Consider the following 17914-nt stretch of genomic DNA (forward strand, 5'->3'; position numbering starts at 1 on the left):
GTCCGTCCTCGGTCCGGCGGCTCGGCTGCTTGAGCAGGGCTCGGTAACGGACGCCGGCCGCTGCGGGCGGACACCCCCCACCCCGTCCCCTTCCCGCCGTACGCGGCCAACCGCCGGATCGTGGCGCGCGGTCCGTCAAACGGTCCGTCCTGGCGCAGGCGACTGCAACCCCCAGGGGCGCGGGGAACTGCGCGACCAGCCCCCACCGGCCCGCACACGCCCGACAACCTGACCCGGCACCCCCATAGGCGCCCCGCTCGAGCCCAGCGCGGCGGCACCGCGGGGAACTGCGCGACCAGCCCCCCACCCGCCCGACGACATTGCGAGGCACATCCCTGGGCGGCCCGTTCTCTAACGGCCCAACCACACCCGGGCCCCCGCCCGAATCCTCCCTAGCCTGGAGTGATGGGTGAGGACATCCGGCTGGCTGCGGTCGTCGCGTTGGCTCAGGGCATGGCGGCGGCTCACGGCTCGCGGGAGGCGTGGCGGGCCGCCGCCGCTGGGGCGTGCCGTGCGCTCGGGGGGAGTTTCGCCGCGTTGTCTGTGTGGGAGCGGGAGCTCGGACGGCTCAGGGTGCTGGTGAACGTGGGGGAGCGGACCGCCGGTGAGGAGGAGTTCCCCGAGGGTGAGGCCTACCCCGTGCACCAGTTCCCGGAGATCACCGAGTTTCTGCACGAGCGGTGGGCCGGGGGCGGGGAGCCCAACGCGTGGGTGGAGACGGCGGAGGGCCCCGCGGCCGGGGGACCGCCGGGGTATGTGCACCAGCGGGTCGCCGCGCTCCGCAGGAGAGGGCGCGGGAGCTGTGTCGTCGCCCCCATCGTGCTGAACGGGCGGGCCTGGGGGGAGCTGTATGTCGCCCGGCCCACCGGTGCCCCCGTCTTCGGGCGGGAGGACGCCGACTTCGCCACCGTACTGGCCGCCGTCGTCGCCGCCGGAATCGCCCAGGCGGAGCGGCTGGAGGAGGCGAGACGGCTGGCGTTCACGGACGCGCTGACCGGGCTCGCCAATCGCCGGGCCGTCGACGCGCGGCTCGACGAGGCCATCGACCGGCACAAGAGGGACGGTGTCGTCGTCAGTCTCGTCGTCTGCGATCTCAACGGGCTGAAGCGGGTCAACGACACCCGTGGGCACGCCGTGGGCGACCGGCTGCTGGAACGTTTCGGGTCGGTGCTGTCGCTGTGCGGGGCCATGCTGCCGGGTGCGCTGGCCGCACGGCTCGGTGGGGACGAGTTCTGCCTGCTCGCCGTCGGGCCGTCCGCCGACGACGTCGTCAGGGCCGCCGACGAACTCTGCCGGCGGGCCGGTGAGCTGGAGCTGGGGGAGGGGGTGGCGTGCGGGGTGGCCTCCACCGCCGATCCCATCGGGCCGGTCCGGTCCGCCCGGCGGCTCTTCCGGCTCGCCGATGCCGCGCAGTACCGGGCCAAGGCCGAGCGCGCCGAAAGACCCGTCGTCGCGGGGCGGGGCGGGCCCGACGATCCCGTCGTACGGCTGGCCGACGCGGCTCCGTCGGGGCAGACGCCCGAGCGGCGGACGTTCCGGGGACGGCAGCCCTGAGACCGGTCGGCCTGGTAAGGGGCGCACCCCCTACCCAGTAGTGACATCCTGGAATTCACTGCGTACGCTCCTGAATATGGATATGCACACTGTGGTGGTGGGGACGTCCGGAGTCACCGCGTCCGACGTCCTTGCCGTGGCGCGGGACGGTGCCCGTATCGAGCTCTCCGAGGAGGCGGTCGCCGCTCTGGCCGCGGCCCGCGGGATCGTCGACGCCCTCGCTGCCAGGCCCGAGCCCGTCTACGGCGTCAGCACCGGCTTCGGCGCCCTCGCGACCCGGCACATCAGCCCGGAGCTCCGGGCGCAGTTGCAGCGCAACATCGTCCGTTCGCACGCCGCGGGAATGGGACCGCGGGTGGAGCGGGAGGTCGTACGGGCGCTGATGTTCCTGCGGCTGAAGACCGTCTGCTCGGGGCGGACGGGCGTGCGGCCCGAGGTCGCGCAGACCATGGCCGACGTACTCAACGCCGGGATCACGCCGGTCGTCCACGAGTACGGCTCCCTCGGTTGCTCCGGTGATCTCGCGCCGCTCTCGCACTGTGCCCTCACCCTCATGGGAGAGGGGGACGCCGAGGGGCCGGACGGGGTCGTGAGGCCTGCCGGGGAACTGCTCGCCGAGCACGGGATCGCGCCCGTCGAGCTGCGGGAGAAGGAGGGCCTCGCCCTTCTCAACGGCACCGACGGCATGCTCGGGATGCTGGTCATGGCGCTCGCCGACCTGGACATGCTCTACAAGTCCGCCGACATCACCGCCGCCCTGTCGCTGGAGGCCCTGCTCGGTACCGACAAGGTGCTCGCTCCCGAACTGCACGCCATTCGGCCGCATCCGGGGCAGGGGGCCTCCGCCGCCAACATGCTGGCCGTACTGGAGGGTTCGGAGCTCACCGGGCATCACCAGGACGACGCGCCCCGGGTCCAGGACGCCTACTCCGTGCGCTGCGCCCCGCAGGTCGCCGGGGCCGGGCGGGACACCCTGGCCCACGCGCGGCTGGTGGCGGAGCGGGAGTTGGCGTCCGCGGTGGACAACCCTGTTGTGCTGCCCGACGGTCGGGTGGAGTCCAACGGCAACTTCCACGGTGCGCCGGTGGCTTACGTGCTGGACTTCCTCGCCATCGCCGTCGCCGACCTCGCGTCGATCGCCGAGCGGCGCACCGACCGGCTGCTCGACAAGAACCGGTCCCACGGGCTGCCGCCGTTCCTCGCCGACGACGCCGGAGTGGACTCCGGGCTGATGATCGCCCAGTACACCCAGGCCGCGCTGGTCAGCGAGTTGAAGCGGCTGGCCGTACCGGCGTCCGCGGACTCGATCCCCTCGTCCGCGATGCAGGAGGACCACGTCTCGATGGGGTGGTCGGCCGCGCGCAAGCTGCGCACCGCCGTCGACAACCTCACCCGGGTCCTCGCCGTCGAGCTCTACGCCGCCTCGCGCGCCGTCGAGCTGCGCGAGGGCCTGAGCCCGGCGCCGGCGACGCAGGCCGCCATCAGCGCCGTACGCAAGGCGGGTGTCGAGGGTCCCGGCCCGGACCGGTTCCTGTCGCCCGATCTCGCCGCGGCCGACGTGTTCGTGCGGGAGGGGCGGCTGGTGGAAGCGGTGGAGGCGGTCACCGGGCCGTTGCGGTGAGGGGACGGGCCCTGTCGTACGAGGGTGGCAGGGCCCGGAGCGTTACTTGAGCTTTCGCACCTGGGCGTCGATCACGGGGAGCGGCACGGTGGACGCCTTGCCGCTCTGGATCGAGGCGAAGTCGACCGAGTAGTACGTGGAGACGATGGTGCCGACGCGCACCGCCTCGACGGTGAAGGTGCCCGTGCCCTCGACGTCCATGTCGGCGTCCAGGACGAAGGCCACCGAATCGCACCCCTGCCGGAGGCCTTGCCGGCGGCGACCTTGACTCCGATGTGACGGAGTTGCTCGCGCCCGTGTCCGTGTCGCCGGGCGGCAGGCCGGTGAGGGCGTAGGCGAGTGGGGCGCAGGCGGCCTTGCCCGTCTTCAGCTCGCTCCGGGACTTCGGCAGGGTGGTGTCGCCGTCGGAGATCTTGTCCCTGGGGAGGTCGCTCTGGACGAGCAGCAGCTTCTCCAGCTCGGCCGCACCGAGCGCCTTCGCGGCGGCCACGGTCGGAGAGGGGGACGCCTTCAACCGCTCGGAGTTCACGGACGCCTTCGGGTCGTCGCCCGGGCTCCCGTCACGAGCGGACTATGAAGGGCGCGCCAGGAAACCGTCAAGCCGGTTTAAAAACCCAGCCGTTCCCGCCGTACCGAATAGACGACGAAGCCCGCACCCAGCGTGAGGAACAGGGTCCCGCCGACGACGTACGGCGTGGTGTCGAAGCTGCCGGTGTCGGCGAGCCGGGTGACGTCCGTGGACGTCTCCGTGCTCGCGGTCGTGACCCGTGCCTGCGTCGTGGCCTGCACGGACGGCTCTGTTCTCGCCGGGGTGTCCTGGGTCGCGTTGGCGGACGGGACGAACCACAGGGCGCCCAGGAGGGTCCCCGCGGCGGTGGCGGTCAGCAACGGACGTCGAACGGATGACACGGAATATCGATCCCCTTGTGGTGCTGGCGAATTGGCCGTGTGGGGCGATGTTAGTGAAAGGCGCGGGTCACGGGAAAGTCACGGGAGCCATGGGCTTTACGCTCCGGGCATGAGCACTGAAGAGACATCACGTTTTGTACGGCTTCGGGTGGAACTCGTCGTCGAGGTCGACGACCGGGAGGCCGTGACCCGGGCCGCGCTGGCGCGGATCGCCGAGGATTCGGACATGCCGGGCGACGAGCGGGCGCATGCCGAGAGCGCTGTGACGGAAGACACTGCGGAGGCGCTCGCGTACCTCGTGGACCCGTTCGACCTGGTCGGAGAGGTGCCGGGGGTCGAACTCGCCCAGGCCTCCTGGAGCAGCGAGCACATCGACTACGACCCGGATTCGCCGGACTGGGACCTCGACGACGATGATGTGGAGGAAGACGAGGAAGAAGAGGTCGTCGGCTGAGCGCGCCCGGGAAATGCGTGACCCCGGGTGGCAACCGCCGCCCGGGGTTTCGTCGTCTCAGGGGTCGCACGGACCGAGAGACACACCTTCCGCCACAGCGGACGTGGTGTGCCCCACACCTTCGCGGAAGGTGGAACGGGATGAACCGGTCGTAGCGTTTAGGTTCACTGACGGGGACTCTCGGGATTTCGGGGTTTCTGGGATTCGGCAACGATGGAGAAGCGTGTGATGACGGTCAGTAAGCGGCGCAGGGGCCTGACGGTCGCGTCCGCTCTGCTCGGCGGGGTGCTGATGCTCTCTGCCTGTTCCGGTGGCGATGACTCCCCGTCGGGCGGCGGCAGCGACACCTCGCAGGCCAAGGCCGACGAGGCGGCGGCCAAGAAGAGCTCCCAGGCCGAGATCAAGATCACACCCAAGGACGGCACGGACAACGCCTCCATCAACAACTCCGCCACCGTCACCGTGAGCAAGGGCACGCTCACCGACGTCACGATGACGACCACCGACGGCACGAAGGTCGCCGGCCAGCTGTCCGCGGACAAGACCAGCTGGAAGCCCGACACCCAGCTGGAGCGCTCCACGACCTACAAGGTCGCGGCCGAGGCCAAGGACACCGACGGGCTCGTCGCCCACGAGAACGCCTCGTTCACGACGGTCTCCCCGGCCAACAGCTTCATAGGCAACTTCACGCCGGAGGACGGCTCGACCGTCGGCGTGGGCATGCCGGTGTCGATCAACTTCAACAAGGAGATCACCAACAAGGCGGCCGTGCAGAAGGGCATCACGGTCTCCTCCAGCAGCGGCCAGGAGGTCGTCTGCCACTGGTTCTCCACCGTCCGCATGGACTGCCGTCCCGACGAGTACTGGAAGGAGAACTCCACCGTCACGCTGAAGCTCGCGCTCGACGGTGTCGAGGGTGCCTCCGGTGTCTACGGCGTCCAGCAGAAGACGGTCACCTTCAAGATCGGCCGCAACCAGGTCTCGTACGTCGACGCGAAGACCAAGCAGATGAAGATCACGCACAACGGCACGGTCATCAAGACCATCCCGATCTCGTCCGGCTCGCCGGAGAACAAGACGTACGAAGGCATCATGGTGATGTCCGAGAAGTTCAAGGAGACGCGCATGAACGGCGCGACCGTGGGCTTCACCGACGACGACGGCAAGGGCGAGTACGACATCAAGGACGTGCCGCACGCCATCCGGCTCACCAACTCCGGCACCTTCGTGCACGGCAACTACTGGGGCGCGAAGTCGGTCTTCGGCAACGTGAACACCAGCCACGGCTGCGTGGGCCTGTCCGACACCAAGGGCGCCAACGACAAGGGCACGCCGGGCTACTGGTTCTACACCAACTCGATCGTCGGTGACGTGGTGGTCGTGAAGAACACCGGCGACAAGACGGTGGCCCCGGACAACGGCCTCAACGGCTGGAACCTGAGCTGGGCGGACTGGAAGGCGGGGTCGGCGGTCTGACGTCCGACTGCTGACAACGATCGTTCGAGGGCGGTCACCCGACGGGGTGGCCGCCCTCGGCTTTTGTGCCTCCCCATTTCTGACAGGCTCGTCCAGGGTTCCTGCTGGCTCCCGAACAGCCTTCTCATGCAGCTCTTATCCGGGGCTTATGGAGTCATCACGCGCGGTACCTAGCTTTCGGCCATGTTCTTCACCTACCTGAGGCGCGAACTGCGCCGCCGCAGAAAGGCGGCCCTCGTCGTCGCCTCCGGGCTCGCGCTCGGGATCGCGCTGGTCATCGTGGTCAGTTCCGTGTCGTCCGGAATGGGGAAGGCCCAGGACAAGGTCCTGCAGTCGCTGTACGGGCTGGGCACGGACATGACGGTCACCAAGGCCGCCGCCGCTCCCAGCGCCAACAGCTCCGAGCGGCCGCGATTCCAGTTCGACGCGCAGGACAACGGCTCCAACGCGGAACAGAGCACCGACCGGGTCCTGGTGCAGGGGTTCCAGACACTGTCCACCTCCACGGTCACCAAGGTCGGCCGGCAGACCGGCGTCTCGGACGCGGTCGGCGGGCTGAGCCTCCAAGTCATCAAGGTGAGCGGGCAGTTCACCCGCGGACAGTTCCAGCAGAACCAGAACGGCGGCAACCAGCAGGCCGGTCCCCGTGGCAACGGCGGCGGCACCGGTCAGCCGCAGGGTGAAGTGCAGGGCGGCGGCGCCAACTTCGACGTCAACAACTACTCCGTCTTCGGCACCGACGTCACCAAGGCGGCCCTCGGCCCGCTGACCTCCTCCAAGATCACCAGCGGCCGCACGTTCACGTCGACCGAGACCGACGCCAAGGTCGCCGTCCTCGACTCCGCGTACGCCAAGGAGAAGAAGCTCAAGGTCGGTTCCACCGTCACCATCAAGAGCGTCAAGTTCAAGGTGATCGGCATCGCCACCGCGGACAGCGGGGACGCGGCGGCCAACGTCTACATCCCGCTCACCCAGGCGCAGACCCTCAGCGACTCGAAGAACAAGGTCACCACCATCTACGTCAAGGCGACCGACTCCCAGAAGATCGACTCCGTCAAGTCGACGATCCAGAAGAACATCTCGGGTACGACGGTGACGACCTCGGCGGATCTCGCGGACACGGTGTCGGGGTCGCTGTCGACGGCGTCCTCGCTCGCCACGAACGTCGGCAAGTGGCTGTCGATCGCCGTGCTCGTCGCCGCGTTCCTCGTCGCCGGTCTGCTGACCTCGTCCGCGGTCTCTCGCCGGGTACGGGAGTTCGGCACGCTCAAGGCGCTGGGCTGGAAGTCGGGACGGGTGACCCGGCAGGTCGTCGGCGAGGCGATGGTGAACGGGCTGCTGGGCGGGGCGCTGGGCATCGCGCTGGGCCTCGCGGGCGCGTACGTCGTGACGGCCATCAGCCCCACGCTGCAGGCGCAGTTGGGCGGTGGCGGTGGTGGCGGCACGGGTGGTCCCGGTGGCGGAGGCGGCGGCTTCGGCGGTGGGTTCGGCCGGCAGGCGGCCGCCAAGACACTGGACGTCTCCCTGACCGCTCCGGTGAGCCTTACGACGGTGTCGATCGCGGTCGCGCTGGCCGTGGCCGGCGGTCTCATCGCCGGGGCGTTCGGCGGCTGGCGTGCGTCCCGGCTGCGGCCGGCGGACGCGTTGCGCCGCGTCGAGTAGCGGACGTCGGCTGTGGCTCCGGCCGGCCGCGGCGCAGTCGGGCGAGGCCGCCCCACCCGAGCCGTGCCTGCCTCCTGCTGGGTGGACGCCTGCTGCGGTGGGAGGGCTGCCCGCGGTCGCGGGTTCTACCGCACCACGGCCTCGCCGCCGGTTCCCGCAGACGGGCGACGTGACCGCACCCACCCAGGGGCGCGGGGAACTGCGCGACCAGCCTCCACCGACCCGCACCCGACACCAACCCGCAGCACCCCGAACCCCACCACCCCAGGAGCACTCCATGTACGAACTCAGAAGCGTCACCAAGCGCTACTCCCGAGGCAAGGACACCGTCGACGCGCTCGCCGGTGTGGACCTCACCATCGCCGACGGGGACCGGCTCGTCATCCAGGGCCCCACCGGCGGCGGCAAGTCCACCCTGCTCCAGATGCTCGGCGCACTGGACAAGCCCACGGAGGGCGAAGTCGTGCTCGACGGCACCGACTTGGCCAAGCTGTCGGAGGCCAAGCTCACCAAGGTCCGCAGCGAGAACATCGGCTTCGTCTTCCAGTCCTTCAACCTCATCCCCACCCTCACCGCCCAGGAGAACGTGGAGACCGCCCTCGTACCCCTCGGCGTGAAGGCGAACGAGCGGCGGGAGCGGGCGGCCGAGGCGCTCACCTCCGTCGGGCTCGGGGAGCGCCTGAGGCATCTGCCCTCCGAGCTGTCCGGCGGCCAGCAGCAGCGCGTCGCCATCGCCCGTGCCCTCGTCAAGCAGCCGAAGGTGCTCCTCGCCGACGAACCCACCGGCAACCTCGACGAGTCGATGCGCGACGAGATCATGGACGTACTCGAACGCATGTGGAAGGAGCTGGGGCTGACCTTCATCATGGTCACCCACGACTCCGCCATCGCGAAGAAGGCCCCCCGCCTCGCCACGATCTGCAAGGGCAGGATCACCGTGAAGGAGAACGCCGCCTCCTGAACGGGCGAGCGAGCGCGAGCAGCCTCAAGTCCCTCTGAATCCGGCAGTCTTGTAACAGACTTTGCTGTCAGGGACTTGTCTATTGAGGTCGTGATCACCCCTCGGCATACTGCGAGAGCCGGGGGGCGCACGTATACGCGTGCGACTCACCCCCCGCCCGGGTGAACGGGGAATTCACCCGGTCCTTCTGCAAGGGGGAAACTTGCGCAGACAAGTGAAAAAGGCATGCGCCGCCACGATCGCCACGGCGGCCGCGGTAGCGCTCGCGGCGGGCATGACCAGCCCGGCGTCGGCGGACGCGCAGCAGACGGCGAACGTCGCACAGGCCAACAAGGCACAGCTCACGCCCCAGCACCGCATCACCCTGATCACCGGTGACCGCGTGGTCGTGGACGCCAAGGGCCGCGTCGTGGGCCTGGAGCCCGCCAAGGGCCGCGAGCACATACCGGTTCAGCTCCGCAAGGCCGACGGCCACACCTACGTGCTGCCGTCCGACGTCGTCCGCCTGGTGTCGAGCGGCAAGCTCGACCAGCGGCTCTTCGACGTCACCGAGCTCAACAAGGCCGCCACCCGCAAGTCCCAGAGCAAGGGACTGAAGGTGATCGTCGGCTACAAGGGCGCGGCGAGCGCGGCCAAGAACGACGTCCGGGACGCGGGCACGCTCCGCCACTCCCTGACCTCCCTGAACGCCGACGCGGTGCAGACGCCGAAGGAGGACACGCCCGAACTGTGGGACGCGGTCACCAACGGCGACAAGACCGCCTCCGGTATCGCGCACGTCTGGCTCGACGGCGTCCGCAAGGCCAGCCTCGACAAGTCCGTGCCGCAGATCGGCGCGCCGGCCGCCTGGGCCAAGGGCTACGACGGCAAGGGCGTCAAGATCGCCGTCCTGGACACCGGCATCGACGCGACCCACCCGGACCTCAAGGACCAGGTGATCGCGGCCAAGAACTTCTCCACCTCCGCCGACGCGACCGACAAGTTCGGCCACGGCACCCACGTCGCCTCCATCGCGGCCGGTACCGGCGCGAAGTCGGGCGGCAAGTACAAGGGTGTGGCGCCGGGCGCCAAGCTGCTCAACGGCAAGGTGCTCAGCGACGACGGCTACGGCGACGACTCGCAGATCCTCGCCGGCATGGAGTGGGCGGCCGAGCAGGGCGCTAACGTCGTCAACCTCAGCCTGGGCGGCGGCGACACCCCGGAGATCGACCCGTTGGAGGCGGAGGTCAACAAGCTCTCCGCCGAGAAGGGCATCCTCTTCGCCATCGCCGCGGGCAACTCGGGTCCGGAATCCGTCGGTTCGCCGGGCAGCGCAGACGCCGCGCTCACCGTCGGCGCCGTCGACGACAAGGACAAGCTGGCCGACTTCTCCAGCACCGGCCCACGCACCGGCGACGGTGCGATCAAGCCGGACGTCACCGCGCCCGGCGTCGACATCACCGCAGCCGCGGCCAAGGGCAGCCTCATCGACCAGGAGGTCGGCGAGAAGCCGCCCGGCTACCTCACCATCTCGGGTACGTCGATGGCGACCCCGCATGTCGCGGGCGCGGCGGCGATCCTCAAGCAGGAGCACCCGAACTGGGGCTACGCCGAGCTGAAGGGCGCCCTGACGGGCTCCGCCAAGGGCGGCAAGTACACCCCGTTCCAGCAGGGTTCGGGCCGCATCCAGGTCGACAAGGCCATCACGCAGTCCGTGATCGCCGACCCGGTCTCGGTGAGCTTCGGCACCCAGCAGTGGCCGCACACCGACGACAAGCCGGACACCAAGCAGGTGACGTACCGCAACCTCGGTACGAAGGACGTCACGCTGAAGCTGTCGTCGACGGCCACCAACCCGAAGGGCCAGGCCGCTCCGGCCGGCTTCTTCAAGCTGGGCGCCACCACGGTGACGGTCCCGGCGAACGGCGGCACGGCATCCGTCCCCCTCACCGTCAACTCCAAGCTGGGCGGCACGCTCGACGGCGCCTACTCGGCGTACGTGACCGCGACGGGCGGCGGCCAGACCGTGCGTACGGCGGCGGCGGTGCAGCGGGAGGTCGAGTCCTACGACGTCACGCTGAAGGTTCTCGGCCGTGACGGTCAGCCGACCAAGAACTACATGAGCGACCTGAGCGGTATCTCCGGCCTCGGCAACGGCAAGTGGTACTCGCCGTACGACGAGGACGGCACCGTCACCGTGCGCGTGCCCAAGGGCGGTTACGTCCTCAGCACCACGACCTTCGTGGACCCGGAGGACGTCACCAAGGGCACCGACTGGCTGGTCCAGCCGAAGCTGAACGTCACCAAGAACACGACGGTCACGCTGGACGCGCGCAAGGCCAAGCCGATCGACATCACCGTGCCGGACACGGCCGCCAAGTCGGAGTTCGCCTCCCCCGGCTTCCAGATCGACACGCCCGACGGCGGTTACGGCTACGGCTGGTTCCTGGACTCGTACGCGGGCTTCAACACCGCGCACATCGGTCCGCAGGTGACCGACGGCTCGCTCAGCGAGCAGTTCGACGGCCACTGGAGCAAGGGCGCCACCGAGCAGTACGACACCGTCGCCGGCGGCAAGGTCAAGCAGTTCGCCACCGGTTACACCAAGCACTACAAGGCGAGCGAGCTGGCCAAGGTGAAGGTCGGCCTGGGCGCTGCCGCCAGCGGCAAAAAGGGCTCGATCAACGCCGTGGGCTGGCTGCCCGGCTCCTTCTCCGCCTCCTCGATGGGTATCCAGCAGACCCTGCCGGGCATCCGCACCCTGCACCTGTCCACCCTCAGCGGTGTCAAGTGGGAGATGGACTTCGAGCAGTCCGGCGGCGTCGACCAGGACGGCTTCCCGATCTCCGAGGCGTACTACACCCTCGGTGCCGCGCAGTCCTACAAGGGCGGCGAGTCGTACGGGAAGACCTTCAACACCGCGGTCTTCGGTCCGCATCTCAACGCCGACTTCGGTCTGTACCGCGACGGCAACGAGATCTTCGGCTCCCTCCCGCTGTTCGCGGACGGTCAGGGCCACGCCGGTTCCTCGGTGTTCACCTCGGTCAACACCACGCTGTACAAGAACGGCGTCAAGGTCGGCTCGAACGACGACCCGCTGTTCGGCGAGAAGACCTTCAAGGTCCCGGCCGGCCAGGCCAACTACAAGCTGACGACCTCGGTCAAGCGCAGTGTCAAGGTCGCGGCGGCCTCCACCCGGATCGACGCCAGCTGGACCTTCGCGTCCAAGAAGACGGGCGACCTCACCAAGCTGCCCGCCTCCACGGCCCGATTCAACGCGGCCACGGGTCTGGACAGCAAGGTCGAGGCCGGTAAGACGGTCAAGATCCCGGTGACCGTCGAGGGCTCCGCCAAGGGCTCGAACCTGAAGTCCCTCGCGGTGTACGTGTCGTACGACTACGGCCAGACCTGGAAGAAGGTCACGGTCTCGGGCGGCAAGATCACCGTGAAGAACCCGGCGAAGGGGAAGGCCATCTCCTTCCACGCCAAGATCGCCGACAAGAAGGGCAACAAGTCGACGATCTCGATCTACAACGCGTACTACGGGAAGTGACCTGTAGGACGCGGTAGTCGAAGGGCCCGTCGGAAGCACTGCTTCCGGCGGGCCTTCCGCGTACCGTCAGCCGGCCGTCAGCCCGCCGTCCAGGGCCGCAGCTTCTCCGGGTTGCGTACCGCCCAGATCCGGGTGACCCGGTCGTCCTCGACATCGAGGGCGAGGACCGCCTCGACGGTGTCGTCCACCTGGACCACCAGGCCCGGACGGCCGTTGACCGTGCGCTCCAGGAGGACCAGTTCGGGGGCGCCGGTGACAAGGCCGGCCAGGAAGCGGGCGATCGGCTCACCGCCGTGCAGCGGCACGGGCAGGGCGGTGACGACGCCGCCGCCGTCGCTGGTCGCCACGGCGTTCGGGTCGAGGAGCCGGACGAGGGCGGCGATGTCCTTGGCCTGCCAGGCCTCCTTGAAATTCCTCACCACACCCGCATGATGGGTCGGCGGGGCCACGGGGGGCCGCCCCTCGCGCACGCGCCGACGGGCCGAGACCGCCAGTTGGCGGCAGGCCGCCGGAGTACGGCCCACGATCTCGGCCACGTCGGCGAACGGGTAGCGGAAGACGTCGTGCAGGACGAACACCACCCGCTCGGCCGGAGTCATCGACTCCAGCAGCACGAGGAAGGCCATGCCGACCGACTCGTCGAGGGTGACCCGGTCGGCCGGATCCGCCGGGGTGCCGGCCCACTCCACGCTGTCCGGCAGCGGCTCCGGGAGCCACTCACCGACGTATCTCTCCCGCCGGGCCCGCGCCGAGCCGAGCACGTCCAGGCAGATGCGCCCGGCGACCGTGGTCAGCCAGCCGGCCGGCGACCTGATCGCCCGCTGCTGCTCGGGTGACATGGCGTACCAGCGGGCGTACGTCTCCTGCACGACGTCCTCGGCGTCCGCCAGGGACCCGAGGAGCCGGTACGCGAGATGGAGCAGCCGGCGCCGCTCACCCATGATCGCGCTCAGGGACGGCTCGGACGGTGTGCTCATGACGATTCCCTCCTTTGCCGGTACGACGGGACAGCGCCCCGGAATGTGACGTCCTCACATTCCGCGCGGCCCTCCCGTCGTACCGGTGACCAACCCGACGAAGGAGGAGCACCATGAACGACCTGCGGACCATCGCCGACCGCGTCGAGATCCAGGCACTGCCGGGCGAGTTCACCGACGCGGGCATGATGCGGGACTACGACCGCCTGGCGGCCCTGTTCGCCGAGGACGGCGTGCTGCGGATACCCGCCGCCGCCGTCGAGTTCACCGGCCCCGAGGAGATTCGCGAGGGGATCGAACGGCTGCGGGGCGTGTGGGAGTACTTCGTGCAGACCGTGCATCCGGGAGTGGTCCGGGTCGAGGGCGACAGCGCGTACGGGCGGGCGTACATCGCGGAGTTCGGGCGGATGCGCGACGGCAGCTCGCACGGCAACCACGCCCTGTACCACGACCGCTACCGGCGCACCCCGGACGGCTGGCGGTTCACCGAGCGCTCCTACGAGATCCGCTACCTCGACACCACCGCGCTCACGGGCGCCCCACCGGAGCCCGGACTGACCGTGCCCCTTCCCGCGTCCAGGCGGTGACGACCGTCGGTCTGCGCGGCGGCGACTTCCGACCCTGATCCGGCTCCCCGGAAGAGCAGCTTCCGGCCGCCGCCCGTGTTTGAGTGGCCGTATGACCACACAGACCGTCGAGTACATCCGCTACCGCATCCCGGAAGACCGCTCGGCGGAGTTCCTGTCCGCCTACACGCACGCCTCGGTGCAGCTGGCGGCGGCCCCGCAGTGCGTCGACTACGAACTGGCGCGCTGCGAGGAGGACTTCGAGCACTTCGTCCTGCGTATCACCTGGACCTCCACCGAGGACCACCTGGAGGGCTTCCGCAAGTCGGAGCTGTTCCCGGACTTCCTCGCCGAGATCCGGCCGTACATCGAGAACATCGAGGAGATGCGCCACTACACACCGACGACGGTCCGCGGCCGGGGCGCCGCCGTCCCCACCCTGTTCGCGTGGGCGGGCGGCGCGGAGGCCTTCGGCCGGCTGACCACGGTGTTCTACGAGAAGGTCCTGGCCGACGACCTCCTGGCCCCGGTGTTCGAGGGCCTGGCCCCCGAGCACGCCGAGCACGTCGCCCTGTGGCTCGCGGAGGTCTTCGGCGGGCCGACCGCCTACTCGGAGACCCAGGGCGGCCACGGCCACATGGTCGCCAAACACCTGGGCCGCGACATCACCGAGCCGCAGCGCCGCCGCTGGGTGAACCTCATCCAGGACGCCGCCGACGAGGCCGGCCTGCCCACCGACCCGGAGTTCCGCTCGGCGTTCCTCGCCTATGTGGAGTGGGGCACCCGGCTCGCGGTCCACTTCTCCGGACCGGACGCCAAGCCGCCCGCGGAGCAGCCGGTGCCGCAGTGGAACTGGGGGGCGGCACCGCCGTACCAGGGCTGAGACCGGCTCAGGAACGCGCGGACTCGCCCGCCCGGGTCGCGTCCGCGCCCCAGCTCGCCAGCAGCCGCAGCGCCTCCGCCGACGGGGAGCCCGGTTCCGCGTGGTAGGTGATCAGGGCCTGCTCGGTGCCGTCGGACAGCGGGAACGACTCGAAGTTCAGAGTCAGTTCGCCGACCAGCGGGTGGCGGAGCTGCTTGACGCCGAAGTTCTTCTCCTTGACGTCGTGCGTCGCCCACAGACGCCTGAACTCCTCGCTCTTGACGGAGAGTTCACCCACGAGGGCGGACAGCCGCGGATCGTCCGGATGGCAGCCCGCATCCATGCGCAGATAGCTGACCACGTCGGTCGCCTTCTGCTCCCACGGCACGAACAACTCGCGGTACTCCGGCCGCAGGAACACGAGCCGGGCCCAGTTGCGCTCCTGCACCGGCAGCTCCGACCAGTCCCCGAAGACCGCCGCCGCCATCCGGTTCCAGGCGAGGATGTCCGAGCGTCGCCCCGAGACGTACGCCGGGACGTCCACCGAGTCCAGCAGCTGACGGATCGACCCGCGCACCTGCTCGGTCCGCGCGGCCGGCTTCTTCTTGTGCTGCTTGGGCTTCGCCAGATGGGTGAGGTGCGCGTGCTCGGCGTCGGTCAGCCGCAGCGCGCGGGCGATGGAGCCGAGGACCTCCGTCGAGACATTGCGCCCGTTGCCCTGCTCCAGGCGTGTGTAGTACGCCACGGAGACGCCCGCCAGCTGGGCCAGCTCCTCGCGGCGCAGACCCGGCACCCTGCGGTGCCGCCCGAAGTCCGGCAGCCCCACGTCCTCCGGCTTCAGCCGGGCCCGCCGGGTGCGCAGAAACTCGCTGAGCTCGGCACGCCGGTCCAGTGAGCCGCTGCCGGGCAGTTCCTCGGCCATGTCGTCCATGCCTTCAAGTATTCACGGTCGTACGCTCACCATCCTGTCCCCGCCGGTAGTAGGACCAGTGGACGTACGCAAAGCTGTGGCCTGGGTGGATCGTGATGCGTGGGGCACTCTGTACAGCGGGCCCGGACGGATGGACAGAAGGCAGCCGGGCACGAACCCCCTCGCTAGGAGAACCCCCGGCATGACCACTGTCGCCGCATACGCCGCCCCCGCCGCGAAGGCTCCCCTGGAGCGCACCACCATCGAGCGCCGGGCGGTCCGCGAACACGACGTCCTGATCGACATCAAGTTCGCCGGTATCTGCCACTCCGACATCCACCAGGCCCGTGAGGGCTGGGGCGAGGCCATCTTCCCGATGGTCCCGGGCCACGAGATCGCGGGCGTCGTCTCCGAGGTCGGCCCCGGCGTCACCAAGTTCCAGGTCGGCGACCGTGTGGGCGTCGGCTGCATGGTCGACTCCTGCGGTGAGTGCGAGAACTGCAAGGCCGGCATCGAGCAGCACTGCACGCAGGGCAACGTCCCCACGTACAACGGCATCGGCAAGGACGGCGAGCCCACCTACGGCGGCTACTCCGAGAAGGTCGTCGTCGCCGAGAACTACGTCGTCCGCATCCCCGAGGGCCTGGCCCTCGACGAGGCCGCGCCGCTGCTGTGCGCCGGCATCACCACCTACTCCCCGCTCAAGCAGTGGGGCGCGGGGCCGGGCAAGAAGGTCGCCGTGATCGGCCTGGGTGGGCTCGGCCACATGGGCGTCAAGATCGCGCACGCGCTGGGCGCCGAGGTGACCGTCCTCTCCCAGTCCCTGCGCAAGAAGGACGACGGCCTGAAGCTGGGCGCCGACCACTACTACGCGACCAGCGACGAGAACACCTTCAAGGAGCTGGCCGGCTCCTTCGACCTCATCCTCTCCACGGTCTCTGCGCCTCTCGACTTCGGCGCCTACCTGAGCCTGCTCAAGACGGGCGGCGCGCTGGTCAACGTCGGCGCCCCCGAGGAGCCGATCGCTCTCAACCTCTTCTCCCTCATCGGCGGCAACAAGACCCTCGCCGGTTCGATGATCGGCGGCATCGCCGAGACCCAGGAGATGCTGGACTTCTGCGCGGAGCACAGCCTTGGCGCCGAGATCGAGCTGATCGCCGCGTCGGAGATCAACGAGGCGTACGAGCGAGTCGTCAACAGCGACGTCCGCTACCGCTTCGTGATCGACACGTCGACGATCTGACCCGCGCGGTGTGAACGACGGTGTGAACGAAGGGCCCCGGTCTTGTGCCGGGGCCTTTTGGTGTGGGCCGGGAGGCCGCCTCGGCCGGGTGGGGCCGGACGGCGACTCCACTCGTCGGCGTGACGCACGAGTGGAGCCGCCGGAAAGGCCGGGCGTGGATCTGCCCGGCCTTTCAAGGGTGCGCCCCCTGGTCGGCGGCGCACCCGTTGCCTGCCTACGGAGTGCCGTTCGCCGCGAACGTCCACACCGCGCGGCTGCCGGGGCCGACCGTGAGGGTCGAGTGGCCGAGCTGCTCCACGTGGCGGTCCTTCACGGGCCGGTTGAGCGACATCTCGACGCGCTGGAAGCCCGCTTGTTCGCGCGGGACGGCGTCGAGTCGGATCGTGGTGCCGCCGCCCTGCGCGATGACGCCACCGCCCGTCACGGTCTTGACGGCGAACCCGCCCGCCCGCAGCAGCGGCACGGTGTCGGCGAGGTCGCCCTCGGTGACCGCGATGCGCACGGAGGTCACGTCACGCATCAGGTGGTTGCGGTAGTCGTCGGACAGGACGCGCTCCCGGCCGACGTCACCGGGGAAGCTCGCCGGCTCGGTGTTGCTGCGGGGATCGGCGAAGTACTCCGGCCGGTACTCCATCGCCCAGGCACCGAACGCGTCGTACTCGGTGGTGGTGAGGATGGCGTCGAACCACGGCACGGGCACTCCGTCACCGAGGTCCCGGGTCTGGAGGAACTCGATGGGGTCGGCGACCCCCTCGCTCTTCAGTCGTTCGGTGACCGTCGCCAGGTCGCCGTCCCGTTCGGTCGACAGGCCCAGCCCGGCGGAGCCGAGGGTGCCGTCCTGGCCGGCGATGTCACCGACTCCGAACAGTTCGAGATAGGTCTCGCGGCCCATCAGGTAGCGGCCGGTCCAGGTCTGTCCGCCGGTCCCGGTCGTGGTGCGGACCTGGAAGTTGGCGAAGTCCCTGAGGTAGTCGGAGTGTTCGATGGCGTCGGCGGTCTCCCGGTCGAAAACCCCGTAGGAATGGTTGTAGAACAACAGCTGCCGGTCGGCCGAGGACGGGCTGTCCTCGGCCTGTGCCGTCCCCACAGCACCCCCGATCGCTCCGGCGAGGGCCACAGCGAGCACGACGATCATCCGTAATATCCGCGGAATCATCATGCGGGCGATCGTAGGGCGGGAAGGCGGC

General features: G+C 69.6%; 15 protein-coding genes. 10 read left to right on the plus strand and 5 right to left on the minus strand.

The annotated features are described in order from the left end of the window. Positions 1–405: 405 nt before the first annotated feature. Complete coding sequence (locus ACIRP7_RS17355) at positions 406–1554, plus strand: diguanylate cyclase domain-containing protein (RefSeq protein ID WP_403659604.1); 1149 nt, start codon at positions 406–408, stop codon at positions 1552–1554. An 82-nt stretch (positions 1555–1636) separates the two neighbouring features. Further along, positions 1637–3175 (plus strand): histidine ammonia-lyase, encoded by a 1539-nt coding sequence (hutH, locus tag ACIRP7_RS17360; RefSeq protein ID WP_403660650.1) that lies wholly within the window; start codon positions 1637–1639, stop codon positions 3173–3175. A gap of 42 nt (positions 3176–3217) precedes the next feature. On the opposite strand, the gene ACIRP7_RS17365 is transcribed toward hutH, so the two are convergent. Both ACIRP7_RS17365 and ACIRP7_RS17370 read right to left on the minus strand, forming a co-directional pair. After that, positions 3218–3400 carry a hypothetical protein gene (locus ACIRP7_RS17365; RefSeq protein WP_403659607.1) on the minus strand — a complete coding sequence of 61 codons (183 nt, stop codon included), beginning with the start codon at positions 3398–3400 and terminating at the stop codon, positions 3218–3220. Positions 3401–3781: 381 nt separating this feature from the next. Then, positions 3782–4084, minus strand: coding sequence for a hypothetical protein (locus ACIRP7_RS17370; protein WP_403659610.1), 303 nt, complete (start codon positions 4082–4084; stop codon positions 3782–3784). A 109-nt stretch (positions 4085–4193) separates the two neighbouring features. Between ACIRP7_RS17370 and ACIRP7_RS17375 the strand changes: the two genes are divergently transcribed. The 5 genes from ACIRP7_RS17375 to ACIRP7_RS17395 all read left to right on the plus strand — a co-directional run bounded on the left by ACIRP7_RS17375 (position 4194) and on the right by ACIRP7_RS17395 (position 12169). Next, positions 4194–4538 carry a hypothetical protein gene (locus ACIRP7_RS17375; protein ID WP_403659613.1) on the plus strand — a complete coding sequence of 115 codons (345 nt, stop codon included), beginning with the start codon at positions 4194–4196 and terminating at the stop codon, positions 4536–4538. Between the two features lie 213 nt (positions 4539–4751). Further along, positions 4752–6014 (plus strand): Ig-like domain-containing protein, encoded by a 1263-nt coding sequence (locus ACIRP7_RS17380; RefSeq protein ID WP_403659616.1) that lies wholly within the window; start codon positions 4752–4754, stop codon positions 6012–6014. Between the two features lie 183 nt (positions 6015–6197). Continuing rightward, positions 6198–7676 (plus strand): ABC transporter permease, encoded by a 1479-nt coding sequence (locus ACIRP7_RS17385; RefSeq protein WP_403659619.1) that lies wholly within the window; start codon positions 6198–6200, stop codon positions 7674–7676. Between the two features lie 277 nt (positions 7677–7953). Beyond that, a complete protein-coding gene (locus tag ACIRP7_RS17390; protein ID WP_403659622.1) occupies positions 7954–8637 on the plus strand; it encodes an ABC transporter ATP-binding protein in 684 nt (227 codons plus the stop codon). A 214-nt stretch (positions 8638–8851) separates the two neighbouring features. Next, positions 8852–12169 (plus strand): S8 family peptidase, encoded by a 3318-nt coding sequence (locus ACIRP7_RS17395; RefSeq protein WP_403660653.1) that lies wholly within the window; start codon positions 8852–8854, stop codon positions 12167–12169. A 77-nt stretch (positions 12170–12246) separates the two neighbouring features. Here the strand turns inward: ACIRP7_RS17395 and sigJ are convergent, their stop codons facing one another. After that, on the minus strand, positions 12247–13146 hold the full coding sequence (sigJ, locus tag ACIRP7_RS17400) for an RNA polymerase sigma factor SigJ (RefSeq protein ID WP_403659625.1): 900 nt from the start codon (positions 13144–13146) through the stop codon (positions 12247–12249). A 113-nt stretch (positions 13147–13259) separates the two neighbouring features. On the opposite strand from sigJ, the gene ACIRP7_RS17405 reads away from it, so the two are divergent. Together ACIRP7_RS17405 and ACIRP7_RS17410 are read left to right on the plus strand one after the other, a co-directional pair. After that, complete coding sequence (locus tag ACIRP7_RS17405; protein ID WP_403659628.1) at positions 13260–13733, plus strand: YybH family protein; 474 nt, start codon at positions 13260–13262, stop codon at positions 13731–13733. A gap of 91 nt (positions 13734–13824) precedes the next feature. Beyond that, positions 13825–14595: a group II truncated hemoglobin gene (locus tag ACIRP7_RS17410; RefSeq protein ID WP_403659631.1), complete on the plus strand. Its 771-nt coding sequence runs from the start codon at positions 13825–13827 to the stop codon at positions 14593–14595. 7 nt (positions 14596–14602) lie between these two features. On the opposite strand, the gene ACIRP7_RS17415 is transcribed toward ACIRP7_RS17410, so the two are convergent. Continuing rightward, on the minus strand, positions 14603–15505 hold the full coding sequence (locus ACIRP7_RS17415; RefSeq protein WP_403659634.1) for a helix-turn-helix domain-containing protein: 903 nt from the start codon (positions 15503–15505) through the stop codon (positions 14603–14605). Positions 15506–15686: 181 nt separating this feature from the next. Between ACIRP7_RS17415 and ACIRP7_RS17420 the strand changes: the two genes are divergently transcribed. Beyond that, the gene (locus ACIRP7_RS17420; protein WP_403659637.1) at positions 15687–16727 is read left to right on the plus strand and encodes an NAD(P)-dependent alcohol dehydrogenase; all 1041 of its coding nucleotides are present in this window, start codon (positions 15687–15689) and stop codon (positions 16725–16727) included. A gap of 214 nt (positions 16728–16941) precedes the next feature. Here ACIRP7_RS17420 and ACIRP7_RS17425 read toward each other — a convergent pair whose 3' ends face one another. Continuing rightward, complete coding sequence (locus ACIRP7_RS17425) at positions 16942–17862, minus strand: DUF5829 family protein (protein ID WP_403660656.1); 921 nt, start codon at positions 17860–17862, stop codon at positions 16942–16944. Between the last annotated feature and the right edge of the window lie 52 nt (positions 17863–17914).

Source organism: Streptomyces sp. NPDC102270 (genome assembly GCF_044766405.1).
In the GTDB taxonomy this organism is placed as follows: domain Bacteria; phylum Actinomycetota; class Actinomycetes; order Streptomycetales; family Streptomycetaceae; genus Streptomyces.